The organism is Roseovarius sp. JB2-10 (assembly GCF_055693585.1).
The window spans coordinates 1,939,239-1,955,141 of sequence record NZ_CM146337.1; the positions used below are offsets into that span (position 1 = coordinate 1,939,239).

At 55.7% G+C, this 15,903-nt stretch carries 16 protein-coding genes; 13 read left to right on the top strand and 3 right to left on the bottom strand.

The annotated features are described in order from the left end of the window. The first annotated feature begins 20 nt into the window (after positions 1–20). Complete coding sequence (locus tag ACZ1HJ_RS09715) at positions 21–389, top strand: hypothetical protein (protein ID WP_472722089.1); 369 nt, start codon at positions 21–23, stop codon at positions 387–389. 68 nt (positions 390–457) lie between these two features. On the opposite strand, the gene thrS is transcribed toward ACZ1HJ_RS09715, so the two are convergent. Further along, positions 458–2,404, bottom strand: coding sequence for a threonine--tRNA ligase (gene thrS / locus ACZ1HJ_RS09720; RefSeq protein ID WP_472722090.1), 1,947 nt, complete (start codon positions 2,402–2,404; stop codon positions 458–460). A 360-nt stretch (positions 2,405–2,764) separates the two neighbouring features. Between thrS and ACZ1HJ_RS09725 the strand changes: the two genes are divergently transcribed. The 4 genes from ACZ1HJ_RS09725 (at position 2,765) to ACZ1HJ_RS09740 (ending at position 5,120) form a co-directional block, all read left to right on the top strand. Beyond that, complete coding sequence (locus ACZ1HJ_RS09725) at positions 2,765–3,010, top strand: hypothetical protein (RefSeq protein ID WP_472722091.1); 246 nt, start codon at positions 2,765–2,767, stop codon at positions 3,008–3,010. Positions 3,011–3,255: 245 nt separating this feature from the next. Then, on the top strand, positions 3,256–3,450 hold the full coding sequence (locus tag ACZ1HJ_RS09730) for a hypothetical protein (protein ID WP_472722092.1): 195 nt from the start codon (positions 3,256–3,258) through the stop codon (positions 3,448–3,450). 106 nt (positions 3,451–3,556) lie between these two features. Then, entirely contained in the window at positions 3,557–4,306 is a 750-nt protein-coding gene (locus ACZ1HJ_RS09735; protein ID WP_472722093.1) for an alpha/beta fold hydrolase, read from the top strand. Between the two features lie 88 nt (positions 4,307–4,394). Then, entirely contained in the window at positions 4,395–5,120 is a 726-nt protein-coding gene (locus ACZ1HJ_RS09740) for an alpha/beta fold hydrolase (protein ID WP_472722094.1), read from the top strand. Between the two features lie 8 nt (positions 5,121–5,128). Here ACZ1HJ_RS09740 and phaZ read toward each other — a convergent pair whose 3' ends face one another. After that, entirely contained in the window at positions 5,129–6,442 is a 1,314-nt protein-coding gene (phaZ, locus tag ACZ1HJ_RS09745; protein ID WP_472722095.1) for a polyhydroxyalkanoate depolymerase, read from the bottom strand. A 103-nt stretch (positions 6,443–6,545) separates the two neighbouring features. Between phaZ and phaC the strand changes: the two genes are divergently transcribed. From phaC to ACZ1HJ_RS09765, 4 genes are all read left to right on the top strand, one after another. Next, positions 6,546–8,351, top strand: coding sequence for a class I poly(R)-hydroxyalkanoic acid synthase (gene phaC / locus ACZ1HJ_RS09750; protein ID WP_472722096.1), 1,806 nt, complete (start codon positions 6,546–6,548; stop codon positions 8,349–8,351). Between the two features lie 136 nt (positions 8,352–8,487). Then, a complete protein-coding gene (locus ACZ1HJ_RS09755) occupies positions 8,488–8,934 on the top strand; it encodes a phasin family protein (RefSeq protein ID WP_472722097.1) in 447 nt (148 codons plus the stop codon). Positions 8,935–9,065: 131 nt separating this feature from the next. Continuing rightward, on the top strand, positions 9,066–9,632 hold the full coding sequence (phaR, locus tag ACZ1HJ_RS09760) for a polyhydroxyalkanoate synthesis repressor PhaR (protein ID WP_472722098.1): 567 nt from the start codon (positions 9,066–9,068) through the stop codon (positions 9,630–9,632). 6 nt (positions 9,633–9,638) lie between these two features. Further along, positions 9,639–10,604, top strand: a complete 966-nt coding sequence (locus ACZ1HJ_RS09765; RefSeq protein WP_472722099.1) for a LysR family transcriptional regulator — start codon at positions 9,639–9,641, stop codon at positions 10,602–10,604. A 3-nt stretch (positions 10,605–10,607) separates the two neighbouring features. Here the strand turns inward: ACZ1HJ_RS09765 and ACZ1HJ_RS09770 are convergent, their stop codons facing one another. Continuing rightward, entirely contained in the window at positions 10,608–12,809 is a 2,202-nt protein-coding gene (locus tag ACZ1HJ_RS09770; RefSeq protein ID WP_472722100.1) for a primosomal protein N', read from the bottom strand. Between the two features lie 90 nt (positions 12,810–12,899). Here ACZ1HJ_RS09770 and fsa point away from each other — a divergent pair, with 90 nt between their 5' ends. The 4 genes from fsa (at position 12,900) to ACZ1HJ_RS09790 (ending at position 15,900) form a co-directional block, all read left to right on the top strand. Continuing rightward, positions 12,900–13,553, top strand: a complete 654-nt coding sequence (gene fsa, locus ACZ1HJ_RS09775; RefSeq protein WP_472722101.1) for a fructose-6-phosphate aldolase — start codon at positions 12,900–12,902, stop codon at positions 13,551–13,553. 37 nt (positions 13,554–13,590) lie between these two features. Beyond that, a complete protein-coding gene (locus ACZ1HJ_RS09780; protein ID WP_472722102.1) occupies positions 13,591–14,298 on the top strand; it encodes a DUF484 family protein in 708 nt (235 codons plus the stop codon). After that, positions 14,295–15,215, top strand: coding sequence for a tyrosine recombinase XerC (locus ACZ1HJ_RS09785; protein WP_472722103.1), 921 nt, complete (start codon positions 14,295–14,297; stop codon positions 15,213–15,215). The genes ACZ1HJ_RS09780 and ACZ1HJ_RS09785 overlap by 4 nt, the downstream gene beginning before the upstream one ends. A 97-nt stretch (positions 15,216–15,312) precedes the next feature. Continuing rightward, positions 15,313–15,900: a cytochrome P460 family protein gene (locus ACZ1HJ_RS09790; RefSeq protein ID WP_472722104.1), complete on the top strand. Its 588-nt coding sequence runs from the start codon at positions 15,313–15,315 to the stop codon at positions 15,898–15,900. Positions 15,901–15,903: the final 3 nt, after the last annotated feature.

Consider the following 15,903-nt stretch of genomic DNA (forward strand, 5'->3'; position numbering starts at 1 on the left):
TGGGTGAATCGGAGGGTTAGATGCGTAACGCGGCGTTGGTTTTGGGTATCATTGGGGGCGTTCTCGCCATCATTTTGGGGTTCTTCGGCTATGGCTACACGGAAGTCGTGGAACGCTATGGCGAAATCGAAGGTATTGCTGAACAAGTCGACAATGTCGGTTTGATCCGAACGGCCAGTTTCCTGTCACCGCTCCTGGCGATTGCAGGAGGGTCAATGGCCACATCGCGGGCGCTTTGGGGCGGTATCTTGATGCTGATCTCAGCCGGGCTGATGTACTATTCCTTCAGCTTCAACGTCTTCACGATGTTCCCAATCGGCTGCACGGTTCTCGGTGGCGTTCTCGCCATTGCTGCGGGCAAACCAGACGAGCCGAAGTCGCATTTCTAACGGACGCTGAACGTGTTTGCAGCCCGCACAAGGGCAGGCTGCAGATCCAGTTCGCAACGCAGATCGGGCTAAACGCGGTCCGGTGGCGTAGCTTCTTGCGCCAAGGTTGCGGTGAAGGCATCAAGCGGCTGCACGCTGGTTTGTTTTTCACCCAAGCGGCGTACCGAAACGGTGCATTCTTCAACCTCTTTCATGCCACAGGCCAGGATGACGGGCACTTTTCCAACCGAATGCTCGCGCACTTTGTAATTGATCTTTTCATTGCGCAAATCCGCCTCGGCGCGGATACCCACGGCACGTAGCGTTGCCACAACCTGATCCACGTATTCATTGGCGTCAGATATGATAGAGGCCACAACCACCTGGCGCGGCGCCAGCCAAAAGGGCAGTTTGCCTGCATGCTCTTCGATCAGGATACCGATGAACCGTTCGAAAGAACCAAGCGTTGCGCGGTGCAACATGACCGGGCGGTGCTTGGCCCCATCCTCGCCGATATAGCTTGCATCCAGCCGGTCGGGCACCACGAAATCAACCTGGTGCGTACCACATTGCCAATCGCGGCCAATTGCATCGGTCAGCACGAATTCCAGTTTCGGACCGTAAAACGCACCTTCGCCGGGGTTCAATTCCGGCTCGATTCCCGCTGCGCGTGTTGCAGACAAAAGCGCCTCTTCAGCCTTGTCCCAAACCTCATCCGATCCGGCACGAACGTCCGGGCGATCAGAGAATTTGACGCTGAAACTCTCAAACCCAAGATCCTTGTAAACCTGACTCAGAAAACGGATGAACTCGGCGGTTTCGCTCTCGATCTGGTCTTCGCGGCAGAAAATATGCCCATCGTCCTGCGTGAATCCCCGCACCCGCATGATGCCATGCAAGGCGCCTGAGGGCTCATACCGCGCGCAAGAGCCGAACTCCGCCATGCGAAGCGGCAGGTCACGATACGATTTGAGGCCCTGTTTGAAGATTTCCACATGGCAGGGGCAATTCATCGGCTTGAGCGCGTTGATCGCCTTTTCGCGGGCGTGTTCCTCGTCAACTTCGACGATAAACATGTTTTCCTGATATTTTTCCCAATGCCCGGAGGCTTCCCAGAGTTTCCGGTCCACAACCTGCGGCGTGTTGACCTCGACATATCCGCCAAGGTTTTGCATGCGCCGCATGTAGTCCTGCAACGTGGTATAGATACGCCAGCCATTCGGGTGCCAGAAAATCTGCCCCGGTGCCTCTTCCTGCATGTGAAAGAGGTCCATCTCACGTCCCAGCTTTCGGTGGTCGCGCTTGGCGGCTTCCTCAAGCATATGCAGGTGCTTTTTCAGCAAATCCTTATTGGTAAAGGCCACGCCGTAGATGCGTTGCAGCATCTGGCGATTGCTGTCCCCGCGCCAATAGGCACCGGCGACGCTCATCAGTTTGAAGGCATCTGCGGGCACCTGACCTGTATGTTGCAGATGGGGGCCACGGCACAGGTCCTGCCAGTCCCCGTGCCAATACATCCGCAGGGGTTCGTCACCGGGAATCGCTTCGATCAGCTCGACCTTGAACGGCTCTCCGTTGTCTTCGTAGTGTTTGACCGCACGGGCCCGTTCCCAAATTTCGGTTTTGACAGGATCGCGAAGATTGATGATCTCCTTCATCTTCTTTTCGATCAGACCCAGGTCTTCGGGTGTGAACGGCTCAGACCGGTCAAAATCATAGTACCAGCCGTTTTCGATGACCGGCCCAATTGTGACCTTCACATCAGGCCAAATATCCTGCACGGCGCGTGCCATGATATGTGCCAGATCGTGACGGATCAGCTCATTGGCTTGTGCCTCGTCCTTCATCGTATGAAGCGCGATGTTTGCATCTTGCGTGATCGGCCATTGCAAATCCCAGTGCTGTCCATCAACGGTCGCTGAGATCGCTTTCTTTGCCAGCGAATTCGAAATATCGGCGGCAACCTCGGCCGGTGTGACACCAGCGTCATAGGAACGGGCATTGCCATCGGGAAGGGTAAGGGAAATCTGGGTCATCGGTGTGACTCTCCTCGTCAGTTTGGCGCCCACGGAACGCCCGATTGCGGGTATTTTCGGTGTGGCGTGTGTGGCGCGACTGCGAAAACAAGTCAAGCAGGCCCGATTACAACGCGCGGAACTGTGACGCCTGAGGCATTCCGGCACTACCACCTAAATCCGCCAAGAGGCTGATATAACATGAGGACTCCCGTTGGGTGTGCAATGGCATCCAAACTCGGTGTGCAATTGTACACGGTATGAAGCGTAACATATTGACGCACAACGATAAAATTGGTGGACATCTGTCGGATCGTGCCTATCTTACTTGCATATCAGCGCCAAAGATGAGGCCATTCGAAAAGCAGTAGGGAGCTTGAAATGACCGCTTATAATGTGAATTTTGAATTGTCAGTTGAAGATATGGAATTGATCGAAGATGCTTTGCGCTCTTCAAAAAAAGAGCTGTCCAGCCAACTGATTTCAAGCGCAGCAAATGACAACAATGCCGTTCACTGTGAGCAGGACATGGATGAAACAGTGCGGCAAATCCACGAGTTGCTTGGCCGCCTGCACAACCAAAAGGTCTTCTACCGCCCCCGTGCTGGCGCATATATCGGCGGATAAAAACTAAAAAGTTTTGACGAGGGTCGGATTTTTTCCGGCCCTTTTTTGTTGCGGAAAGGGATTTACCCAAATGCAATCTGGCTTTGATGACATGGTATGCCTTTGTGCGCATAAGTATGCGATTGTTCACTGTAACATCCTGAAAGAAAAAGATATTTCCAAATAAAATTTTTGTGGTTAACGTGATTTACAGCGCGGCATAAAGAGGCGCGGGTGAAGCGTTATGAGGCATCAGGAGCCACAAAATGGGTAGCATGGTCCAATTTGGTGAACCGGCAAAAGGCGAGCAGGTAAGCCAGGGCGAAAGCGATGATAGTTCTTCCCGTCAGATAACCTGGCAGGAAACCAGCATGACAGAGCGTCCTTACTGGGCGGGCGTCACCAAAGGACGCGATGGATTGCTTGGGCGTATCGAATCCACGCTTGGGTCGATCAGTTAAAGACTTTCCCGACATTTGATCGTTTTTTGCCACTATGACGGCTTGAAACTCCACGTGTGATGCGGCCAACTCGCTGGAACACAATCCAGCAAGAAGGGCGCTCTACATGACCCGGACAGAATTTCTAACGACGCCGCAAGGGCGGGAAATCGCCTACCACAAAACACCGGGGCAAAACCCGGGTGTGGTGTTCTTGGGCGGGTTCAAGTCTGACATGCAGGGCACGAAGGCACTGCACCTGCAAGAATGGTCAGCCCGCAACAACCGCGCCTTCCTGCGGTTCGATTATTCAGGCCACGGTCAGTCATCCGGCGCATTTACCGATGGGGCGATCGGCGATTGGGCCGAAGATGCGGTAAGTGCAATCGAGGCGTTGACCGAAGGTCGGCAAATTCTTGTTGGCTCCTCTATGGGTGGGTGGATTTCGTTGCTCTGTGCACGCCGGATACCTGAACGTGTGGCGGGTCTCGTCACCATTGCCGCCGCCCCGGATTTCACTGAAGATTCAATGTGGTCGGGCTTCAATGCGGACCAAAGGAAAGCGTTGGAGGCCGAGGGGCAGGTGGCCCTACCAAGTGACTATGGTGAGCCTTACATCATCACCAAGCGTTTGATCGAAGAAGGGCGGAGGAAACTGGTTCTGCGCGATCCGCTTGCTTTGCCTTTCCCGACACGTTTCTTGCAGGGCACTGCGGATGCGGATGTAGATATGTCGGTGGCATTGCGCCTGTTGGATCATGCCGAGGGTCCTGATATGCGCCTGACGCTTGTGGATGGCGCGGACCACCGGTTTTCGGATGCAGACTGCCTTGCGCTTATTGAACGGTCTGTCGAAGACGTTTTGGCGCGCACCTAAAACACCGAGTGTTGACCTCTGTCGCGTCTGTGGCAAGTTGGCGTGAGGCAAATCAGGCGCTACGCCAAAAAATTGAGGACGCTAGAAGATGGAAAACCCAGTGGTGTTCTTGCCGGGCATGATGTGCGATCTGCGCCTTTTTGCAATGCAACTGCTGGAGTTTGGCCGCAGCCGCACGGTCACCGTGGCGCCGATTACCATGGGAGAGCGTATCGAGGAAATTGCGTCAAATATTCTGGATCGTGTCCCGCCGAAATTTGCCTTGGTGGGCGCGTCGATGGGCGGCATCGTGGCAATGGAAATGCTGCGCCGCGCACCGGACCGGATCACTCGGATTGCATTGATCAATGCAAATTCGCTGGCTGAAACACCGCAAAGCGCGGCCGAATACGAACCAATGATCATCAAATTGCGCGCCGGTCGCCTGGAAGAGGCGGTCAACGCCTTGCTGCCGCCAGAACGGATCGGGGCAGGGCCGGGACGCAGTCAGGTCCTCTCGGAAGTATTGGATATGGCGCGCGACATGGGTCCTGAAGCGATCATTCGCCAGATACGGGCGCTGCAGCGTCGCCGCGATTACCAATCCGTTTTACGACGTTGCAAGGCGCCAGCGCTGGTCATGTGCGGTGATCAGGATGCCACAACACCGGTAAAGCGCCACAGTTTGATGGCTGAACTGGTGCCCTATGCCGAGCTGTCGGTCATCGAAGGCGCCGGCCATATGCCAACGCTTGAACATCCCCGTGGCACAAACGATGCACTGCACAGCTGGCTGAAGCAGCCTTTTGTCCTGCACACGCGCGCAGACACGTAGATCTGCGATTAGGCCGCGTTTTTATTGGCTGCTTTTGACGTCTTGGTCTTGTTCTTCTTGCGCGGCGATGTGCGGTTACGCGGTTCCGGCGCGTCGCTGTTGGCATCGATGAAGTCGAGCACCAACGGCCGGATATTGTTGCGCCAGCTGCGGCCCGCAAAGATGCCATAGTGACCTGCGTCAGGCTCAACATAGCTGGCCTTTTTGTTGTCAGGCAGGCTTGTGCACAGATCAAGTGCTGCAATGCACTGGCCGGGCGCGGAAATGTCATCCTTGCCGCCTTCGACGGTTTTAACCGCAACGCGGGTGATCTTTCCCATATCTACTCTGTGGCCGTTCACCGTGAAACGGTTGCGTGCCACTTCGAGGCCTTTGAAAATGCGCTCTACTGTTGAGAGGTAAAACTCGGCAGGCATGTCCATGACCGCCAGATATTCATCGTAGAACTTGTTATGCGCGTCATGGTCACTGGCATGGCCTTGCGCCACGCGCGAGATTTGATCCGTGAACGCCTTCATGTGGCGTTCGCTGTTCATCGACATGAACGACGCCAGTTGCAAAAGCCCCGGATACACCATCCGCCCCACGCCCGGATATTTGAATCCGACCCGTTGGATCATGGTTTCCTCAAGCTGACCCATTGTGACGCGGCGCCCAAAATCAGTGACGTCTGTGGGCGTGGCATCAGGATCGATAGGTCCTCCGATCAGGGTCATCGACCGGGGTTGCGCATCAGGGTCCTGTTCGGCCAGATATGCCGTAGCTGCCAATGCAAGCGGCGCAGGCTGGCACACCGCAATCACGTGCAGGTCTGATCCGAGCTCCTTCATAAAATCGACAAGATAGAGCGTATAATCTTCGACATCAAACTTACCCGCCGAGACCGGAATATCACGGGCATTGTGCCAATCGGTCACGAAAACCTCGCAATCTGGCAACAGTGACCGGACCGTTGATCGCAGGAGGGTCGCATAGTGGCCAGACATCGGAGCAACCAGCAAAACCCGGCGCGCCATCTCGGCACGGCCCGCCACATTGAAATGGATCAGGTCCCCAAAGGGCCGACTTACGACAGTCTCAACATTGATCAGATGGTCGCGCCCATCCTCACCGGTGATGCTTTCAATGCCCCAGTCGGGTTTGGTCACCATACGCTGGAAGGTGCGCTCCGTCACTTCACCCCATGCGGCCATCCATTGCATGGCCGGATTTGGCGCAAGGCTGAAAACCGGATAAGATGCCAAGGATAGGGCCGTCGCCCCCCACCATTGATTTGAATTCCGGAGGGTTTCCATCAGGTCGTACGTGGCCATATAGCGCATCTTGTTCTCCTTGGGGCAGCTACCCGGTTTAATTCGTCGCACTGCCCCTCCCGCAATGCTACGCTATGCTGCATAGCAGAAATTCTAGAAGGATTCTTTCAATATGGCAACGCAAGAGGATGTCGCAGCCGTGGATATCGACAAATTGAACGAAAACCTTGCCAAAGTTGAAATGCTTTCGAAGCGGTTGGTTAACGCTTTTTCTGACCGTAATCCGGCGAACCCGTCACTAGGCGGCCCGGCCCCTGATTTATTTGCCAAAGCGGCGACGTCCTATTGGTCGGAAATGTTTGAGAACCCCGGAAAACTGTTTGAGAACCAGTTGGAGTTCTGGGGCAAATCCGTGCGTCACTACATTGATGCGCAACAATTATTGCTGCAAGGCGGCATGGATGCGGACGCAGGTGCAGAAAAAACGCCTGTTACCGACAAACGCTTTGCCAACCCGCTTTGGGAAACCAACCCGTATTTCAAATACGTCAAAGAACAATACCTGCTGAACGCGGATGCGATCGCGAAGGCGGTCGAAGAGGCCGATGACCTCGATGCCCGTGACCAGCAACGATTGGCTTATTTTTCGCGCCAGATCATCGATATGATGTCGCCAACGAATTTTCTGGGCACGAACCCTGATGCTTTGGAACGGGCCGTGGAGACGGAAGGTGAGTCGCTGGTCAAAGGTCTGGAGAACCTCGTGGCGGATCTGGAAGCGAACCGTGGCGAACTGGTCGTGCGCCTGGCCGATGAAAAGGCCTTTGAACTGGGCGAAAACATTGCGACCGCGCCCGGAGAGGTGGTTTTTCGCAATAAGATGATGGAGCTGATCCAGTACACCCCAAGCACCGAAAAGGTACATGCCATTCCTCTGGTGATCTTCCCGCCATGGATCAACAAATTCTATATTCTGGATATGAAAGAGCAAAACAGCATGATCCGGTGGATCACCGATCAGGGATACACGCTCTTTGTCGTTTCCTGGGTCAATCCGGACCCGACCTATGCCGATGTCGACATGGAAGATTACATTGAAGACGGGTTTTTAAAGGCCATCAGCGTTGCCAAAGACATCACCAAACAAAAGCAGGTGAATGCAGTTGGCTATTGTATTGCCGGCACAACATTGCATTTGACCTTGGCGTTGATGGCCAAGCGTGGAGACAAGAGTGTCAAATCAGCGACGTTCTTCACGTCACTGACAGATTTTTCGGAGCAGGGAGAGTTTTTACCGTTTTTGCAGAACGATTTTGTCGATGGCATCGAAGAAGAAGTGAAAGAACAGGGCATCCTGCGGTCTTTCATCATGGGGCGCACGATGTCCTTCCTGCGCTCTAATGACCTGATCTACAATCCCGCGATCAAAAGCTACATGATGGGGGAGACACCGCCCGCGTTTGACCTGCTCTATTGGAATGGCGATGGGGCGAACCTGCCCGCCAAAATGACGATGGATTACCTGCGGGGCCTGTGCCAGAGCAATGAGTTTGTCACAGACGGCATAGAGCTGATGGGAGAAAAGCTTCACATTTCAGATGTGAAAGTGCCGCTTATGTCGGTCACATGCCAGTCGGATCATATCGCCCCATGGAAGGATTGTTATCGCGGCTTTCAGATGACAGGTGCGAAAGACAAAACGTTTGTGGTCTCGGAATCCGGTCATATTGCTGGCATTGTGAACCCCCCGTCGAAAAAGAAATACGGCCATTACACAAACACGGATCTGAGCACGTCTGCAGACGAGTGGCTGGAGAATGCCAAATACAGTGAAGGCTCATGGTGGCCGCAGTGGGAAACATGGCTGCGAAAGCGTTCAGGCGCCCAAGTTAAGGCAAGAGAACCTGGCGATTCGACCTATCAACCACTGAGTCCTGCGCCGGGAACCTATGTGAGACGCAAAGCAAACGATTTATAATCAATGCCTTAGGTGCTTTTTCAAATTATTTTGCTGCAGTGCAGAAAAAATACTTGAAATGCTGCGCTGCAGCATGCATATTGTTTGCAGACGCAGAAAAGGTGGGATGACCCACCAAGGCACAAGGAACAATACAATGGCTAAAGCACAAGACATTAACACCGTAATGAAAGACATCATGGGCGCATTCCCCGTTGACACAAAAGCAATGGAAGACGCGTTCAAGAACCAAGCCGCTCTGAACGAAAAACTGTCCGGCGTTGCCCTGACAGCTGCTGAGCAGTCGGCTGAGATTTCGAACAAATGGACCAAAGACACATTGGCCAAACTGAACGACATGACCAAAGCGAAATCGGAGCCTGCCGACTACGCCAAAGCCATGACAGACTTCGCTTCTGCAAGCGCCGAAGTTGCCGCCGAAAACATGGCCGCCTTCGCTGAAGTTGCGAAAAAAGTTCAGATGGAAACTGTTGAGTTGCTGATGTCTGCTGGCAAAGACCTGCAAGAAGACGCAGCCAAAGCCGTCAAAAAAGCGACAGACGAAGTAACAGCCGCTGCCAAGAAAGCCGCAACTGTTAAGTAAGACAGCTTTTCGTACCGCCTCCTCCCTGGCGTGTACATCTAGTGAGAGCGAGCCAGATCGGCTCGCTCTTTCTTTTGTGCTGCACTAGCATAAGCTATGCTGCAGCGCTGCATTTCGGGGAGGTACCCATCTTGGCTGACACCAATAAACCGTTGCTGATAAAGCGGTATGCCAGTCGACGGCTGTACAACACCGAGACGTCCGACTACGTGACGCTCGAAGACATTGCCGAGTTCATACGCGACGGCCGCGAAGTCCAGATCATCGATCTGAAATCGGGCGATGACCTGACCCGCCAGTATCTGTTGCAAATCATCGCAGAGCACGAAAGCAGGGGCGAAAATGTACTGCCCATAAATGTGCTGAACGATCTGGTACGCAGTTACACAAGCCATGCCACAAGCATGGTGCCGGAATTCCTCCAAAACAGTTTCGAGATGTTGCGCGAAGGCCAATCCAAGATGATGGAGAACATGACAAAGGCAAACCCGCTGGCGGGGATGCCGGGCATGGAAGCGATGCGCGCGCAGCAAGAAGCGTTTTTGAAGGCGATGACCAGCGGTCTTGGCGGCATGGGCACGCAGCCTGAAACAGCTGCCACCGAAGAGCCAGAAGCTGACGCGGATGACGACAACCTCGATGAGATCAAAAAGCAGCTGGCGGATCTGCAGAATAAGCTGTCGAAACTAAGCAAATAGGCACCAATGGTTGATAGCCCTGGCCGGATAACCCTTTGGGGAATCGAAGTGTTCATGGCCGCGGCGGATGAGCGCTCTATTTCAGCGGCGGCACGCAGGCTTGGCGCCAGCCCGTCGGCGGTCAGTCAACAACTCACAAATCTTGAATCCGCTGTGGGTGCCACGTTGTTACAACGCAACGCGCGGCCCATTCGTCTGACCCCGGCCGGGGAGATCATGCACCGGCGCGCACAGGCCATCTTGAACGAAGCCGCACAGGCGCGGGCCGAGCTGGCCATGTCCGATCTGTCGATGTTAACGCGATTTCGGTTGGGGATGATCGAAGACCTCGAAGCTGACGTGACGCCGCGATTGCTAACTCATATGGCCGGTGAGTTAAAAGGCTGCCAGTTTTTGCTCGAAACCGGGGCAAGTCACTATCTCTATGACCAGCTGGACGCCAGATCGCTGGACGTGATTGTTGCCGCCGAATTGGGCATTGAGGCCGATTGGATCGAAGTGCACCCGTTGCTACGGGAAGGATTTGTAGTGGCCGCACCACGCGGTGTGATCAACCCGGAGAAGGATGTCTTGCGGCAACTCAAACGCTTGCCGCTCATTCAATACACACAGCGCCACTATATGGGCCGGCTGATCACATCGCATCTGGCACGCCAAAACATCTCACTGCCGCACCGCTTTGAACTGGACAGCTATCACGCGATTTTGGCTCTGGTGGGCCAGGGCACAGGCTGGTCGATCCTGACACCGCTGGCCCTGATGCGGGCGCGTCGCTTTGAAGACCAGATCGACGTGTTTGACTTGCCGTTTGAGCCGTTGTCGCGCACCATTTCTCTGACAGCGCGCAAGGATATCCTTCAGGACATGCCGGAAAAGGTTGCCGCCGCACTGCGCCCAATTCTGTCTGACAGCATCGTAGCTCCGGCGATCCGGCAGCATCCGTTCTTGCAAGAAACGCTGACGGTTTTCTGACCGTCAGTAAAAGCTCTGCGGATCGATATCGACACTCAAGCGCAACTGGTTCGATGGTTTGACCTGCGCGATCCAATCCGCAACGGCGCCTTGTAAGGCAACGCCCTTGGGCGCTTTTACCAAAAGGCGCACACGGTGCCTTCCTCGGATGCGCGCAATGGGGGCGGGGGCAGGGCCGTAGACTTGCGCGCCAATCCTTCGCAAGGGCGCGTCGCGCCGTGCCAGATCATTGCCCAGATCAAACACCTCCTGCATGTCCGGAGATGATAGGATGATACCGGCCATCCGGCCAAAGGGCGGCACTCCCGCGTGTTGCCGCTCGCTGGCCTCGGCGCGCCAGAACCCTTCTTCATCGCCCGACAGAATGGCGCGGATGACGGGGTGTTCAGGTTGAAACGTCTGCAACAGGGCCGTGCCCTTGGTTTCACCCCGTCCAGCGCGCCCGGCCACCTGGCGCATCAATTGAAACGTCCGTTCAGCGGCGCGCAGATCTGAACCCTGCAATCCGAGATCCGCATCGATCACACCGACCAACGTAAGAGACGGAAAATTATGGCCTTTTGCCACCAGTTGCGTGCCGATGATGATATCCGCTGCACCCTCTGCGATCTCTTCAATTTGCGCCTTTAATGCGCGGGCGGATCCGAACATGTCCGACGATAGTGTTGCGATCCGCGCTTCCGGAAAGAGGGCCGCTGCCTCCTCGGTCAGGCGTTCAACGCCCGGACCCACAGCGGCCAGTTTGTCTTCGACTTCGCAGGACGGACATGCCTGAGGCATGGGTTTTGTCTCGCCACATTGATGGCAGACCAATCGCTTGAGGAAACGGTGTTCGACCATACGCGCATCGCAATGGTCACACCCCACCTGATGCCCGCAAGCCCGACAGAGCGTGATCGGCGCATACCCACGGCGGTTGATGAACAAAAGCGCTTGTTCCCCCTTCGCGATCCGCGCGGTGACGGCCTGTTGCAAGGTCGGCGAAATCCAACGGGAGGCGGGCAAGGCCTCAGAGCGCATGTCGATGGGCCGGATATCGGGCATCACCGCCTTGCCAAATCGGGATGCCAGCTCCAGCCGCGTGTATTTGCCCGCCTCGGCATTGGTCCATGTCTCAAGGCTGGGCGTGGCGGAGGCCAAAACGACCTGCGCACCGCAGATCGATGCGCGCAAAACGGCCATGTCACGCGCATTATACAGCACGCCATCCTCTTGCTTGTAGGATGTGTCGTGTTCTTCATCGACAACGATCAGACCCAGATTCTGGAAGGGCAGAAACAACGCGGACCGCGCGCCGACCACCACCTGGGCCGCGCCTTGGCCGACCATTTTCCACGCCCGACGTCTTTCCGTCATGGTCACGCCCGAATGCCATTCGGCAGGAGGCGCGCCGAACCGTGCGGCGAACCGGGTCAAAAACTCGGCGGTCAGCGCGATTTCAGGTAGTAAAACCAATGCCTGACGGCCCTGCCGGAGTGTTTCTGCAACGGCTTCCAGATAGACTTCGGTCTTGCCAGAACCGGTCACGCCACGCAAAAGAGTTGTACCGTAATCGCCTGATTTTACGCTTGATATCAATGTATTGGCCGCAGTGCTCTGATCTTCGGTCAGATCCTTGCTGGCCAGTGTCGGATCAAGCCGTGGGTAAGGTGCATCACGTGGCGTCGCTTCTTCCCGGACAACGCCTTGCTTGACCAGCCCCTTTATGACCGAACTGGACACACCCGCCTGTTCCGCCAATTCCTTGAGCGTGAACGATAGCCCGCCAATCCCTTCCAGCGTCTCAATCACCCGTCGGCGCGCATCCGTGGCACGGTCCGGTTGACCGTGGCCAAGACGGTAGATTTTCTGCATCGAAGGCGGGTTGCTCAACCCCGGGGCACGCGTGGCCAGCCGCAGCATCGCGGGCATCGGTGTGAGCGTATAATCCGCCGCGCGGCGCAGAAACTCCTGCATCTCGAACCGCATCGGGGCCACGTCCAGCACCTGCAGAATGCTACGTGCCTTCGAGAGGTCGAACCCACCAATCCCCGGCCCCCAGACAACCCCGGGCAATTTCCGCGGCCCAAGCGGGACTTCGACAAACGCGCCCAGGTGACAGCCGCCTTCGGGCGCCTTGTAGTCCAGAGTGCCGCCCAACGGTTGCGTGGTCAGCACGGCCACCAGCGTACCGGGGTCAAAAAAGCTGGGCAGATCAGCGGACAACAGACGCTCCGGTTCAGGGGTTTCGGCACTTCTCAGTATGAGGTAAACGCTAGAGAATGAAACTCCAACCCGCGCATATGGATCCCTGACATGAAATTTTTCGTAGATACCGCCGAAGTCGATGAAATTGCCGAACTGAATGACCTTGGCATGGTCGACGGTGTGACCACCAACCCGTCGCTGATCATGAAATCAGGTCGCGATATTCTGGAGGTGACCAGGGAAATCGCCGATATGGTCGAAGGCCCGGTAAGTGCCGAAGTTGTGGCAACGGACGCGGATGCGATGATCGCCGAAGGGCGCAAACTGGCCAAGATTGCGGATAATATCGCGGTCAAAGTGCCGCTCACGTGGGCGGGCCTCAAGGCGTGTAATGTGCTCTCGAACGAAGGCAATATGGTGAATGTCACGCTGTGCTTCTCGGCCAATCAGGCGCTTTTGGCCGCCAAGGCGGGGGCCACGTTTATCAGCCCCTTCATCGGCCGTTTGGATGACATCAATCTGGATGGCATGGAGCTAATCTCGGACATTCGCCAGATCTATGACAATTACGGCTACGAGACGCAGATCCTTGCCGCCTCAATCCGCACGGTGAACCACGCGTACCAATCCGCCATGATCGGCGCCGATGTGATGACCGCGCCCCCCAAGGTGATCAAGCAGATGGCGAACCATGTGCTGACCGACAAAGGATTGGATGCATTTTTGGCAGATTGGGAAAAAACAGGGCAGCAAATCCTGTAATCTCATGGTATAAGGGCAAAAAAGACCGAGGCATTTAATGAGTAGCAAGCCCGAGATTGAAGAATCTCTGCGCGAACATATCATCGCGCAGCCTGATGTTATTTTGGAAGATCAAGACCTTATGCGTGTCCTGATCTCGGCGAATGAACGCGCAATGGGCGATAATATCGTCGATCTGCGCGGCATCGCGATGAAACGTCTCGAAGCGCGTCTGGACCGCCTTGAAGACACCCATCGCAGTGTCATCGCAGCCGCCTATGAAAACCTTGCCGGGACCAACCAAGTGCACCGCGCTGTGCTGCGGATGCTTGATCCTGTGGAATTCGAATCCTTTCTGATGGACCTCGGTGGTGAAGTTGCCAACATTCTGCGGGTCGATACGATCCGCCTCGTGCTGGAAACTGTTCAGGATGAGAGCGACCCGGCTGTCAAAAAGCTCGGTGATGTCTTGACCGTGGCGGAGCCGGGCTTTGTGGACGAGTATCTCAACCACGGACGCTCGGCTGCAACGCGGCAGGTCACGTTGCGGCAAATCCATGAGGGTGACATGCGCATCTATGGCCGTGATGCTGAATTCGTGCGCTCAGAGGCCTGTCTACTTCTGGATTTTGGCGAAGGCCGGTTGCCTGGCATGCTGGCGCTTGGTTCGGAAGACCCGCATCAGTTCACACCTCAGCATGGCACGGACCTGTTGGCGTTTTTTGCGGGTGTTTTTGAACGGGCAATGCGCCGCTGGCTTTCATGATCTCCCCGGCCGCCCGTGATGCGTTGCAGGGCTGGCTGGACGCGCGCAAAGCACTTGGCGGTGCTGCTGAGAACACGATTGAGGCCTATGGGCGCGACGTGGCCGGTTTCCTGACTTTCATGACCGCACACAAGGGCGAAACCCAAGGGCTGCGCGCGCTGGCGCGGGTGACGGTGAGTGATATGCGCAGTTGGATGGCCTCGGTGCGCGGTCAGGACGTGGGGCCACGATCATTGGCGCGCAAACTATCGGCCGTCAAAAGTTTCTACCGGTGGCTTTCAGAGCGCGAAGGGTTTGAACCCACCGCTGTGCTGGCCACTCGATCACCAAAGTTTCAACGTAAGCTGCCCCGTCCATTGTCTGCGGACGCCGCTCAAGATGTGCTCGAAACTGTTGAATATCAAAGTGATAACCCCTGGGTGGGTGCCCGTGATCAGGCAGTTGTCACGTTGCTGTATGGCTGCGGGCTGCGCATTTCCGAAGCATTGGGGCTAAAAGGCAGCGACCTGCCGCTGACAGAGACACTCCGGATTGTGGGTAAGGGGGGCAAGGAACGTGTCGTCCCCGTCATTCCGGCGGTTAGGGATGCAATGGTGCAATATCTAAAGCTTTGCCCGCATCCGCAAGCCGACGATGCCCCGGTTTTTCGCGGCATACGCGGGGGTGCGCTGAACGCACGTGCGGTACAAAAATTGATTGAAAACGTGCGGCTGCAACTGGGCCTTCCGGCGACCGCGACACCCCACGCGATGCGCCACAGCTTTGCGACCCATCTGTTGAATGCGGGTGGTGATCTGCGGGCCATTCAGGAGCTTCTGGGCCATGCATCCCTGTCGACAACACAGGCCTACACGGCGGTCGATACGGCCCGGTTGCTTGAGGTTTACGAGCGCAGCCACCCCCGCAGCGGCCGCTAGACCGACTTGAAATCACGCATAGTTTACTGCGCCTTTCTGTCCAAACGTGCCAGCATGTATCTGACAACAGGGTTTCCGTAGCCAAAAGGAAAAAGCGATGAAACGCCAGCTACTCTCGATTGCAGCTTTTGCAGTAACACTTTCAATGTCTTCTACAGCATATGCCGCTGACTGCGCGGTTGATGTTGAGGATCCGTTCGATCTGGATGAGGCGGGCGTGAACACGCTGTACGAATGCATCAAGGACAAGATGATCACCGGTTACACGAAAGGCGACAACGAAGTGGCCGCAGCGTATCGGGATTGGGCCGTGACCGCGACACGTCCCGCGGTTGCCGGTGCCCATGGCAATCGCCTTCTTTTCACGTTTGCCAATGACATTGCCGCCGAGGAATACCTGAAATTTGCCGAAGAAGGCGTGGAAATGCCTGTTGGTTCTGTTCTGGCCAAAGAAAGCATCAAGGTCAGCACCAAGAAGAAAAAAGGCATCGTGGGCCCTCTCTTTATCATGACCAAGCTGGAAGCTGGCGGCGCGCCGGACACGGATGATTGGCTTTATAGCGGTGTGCAGCCGAACGGTAAGCCAATGAAGTTCAAACAGAGTTTCTGTCACAACTGCCACTCAGCGTGGGAAGATCAAGACAGCATGGCATACCCTCTGGAAGACGTCCGCCTGTCGCAATAATAG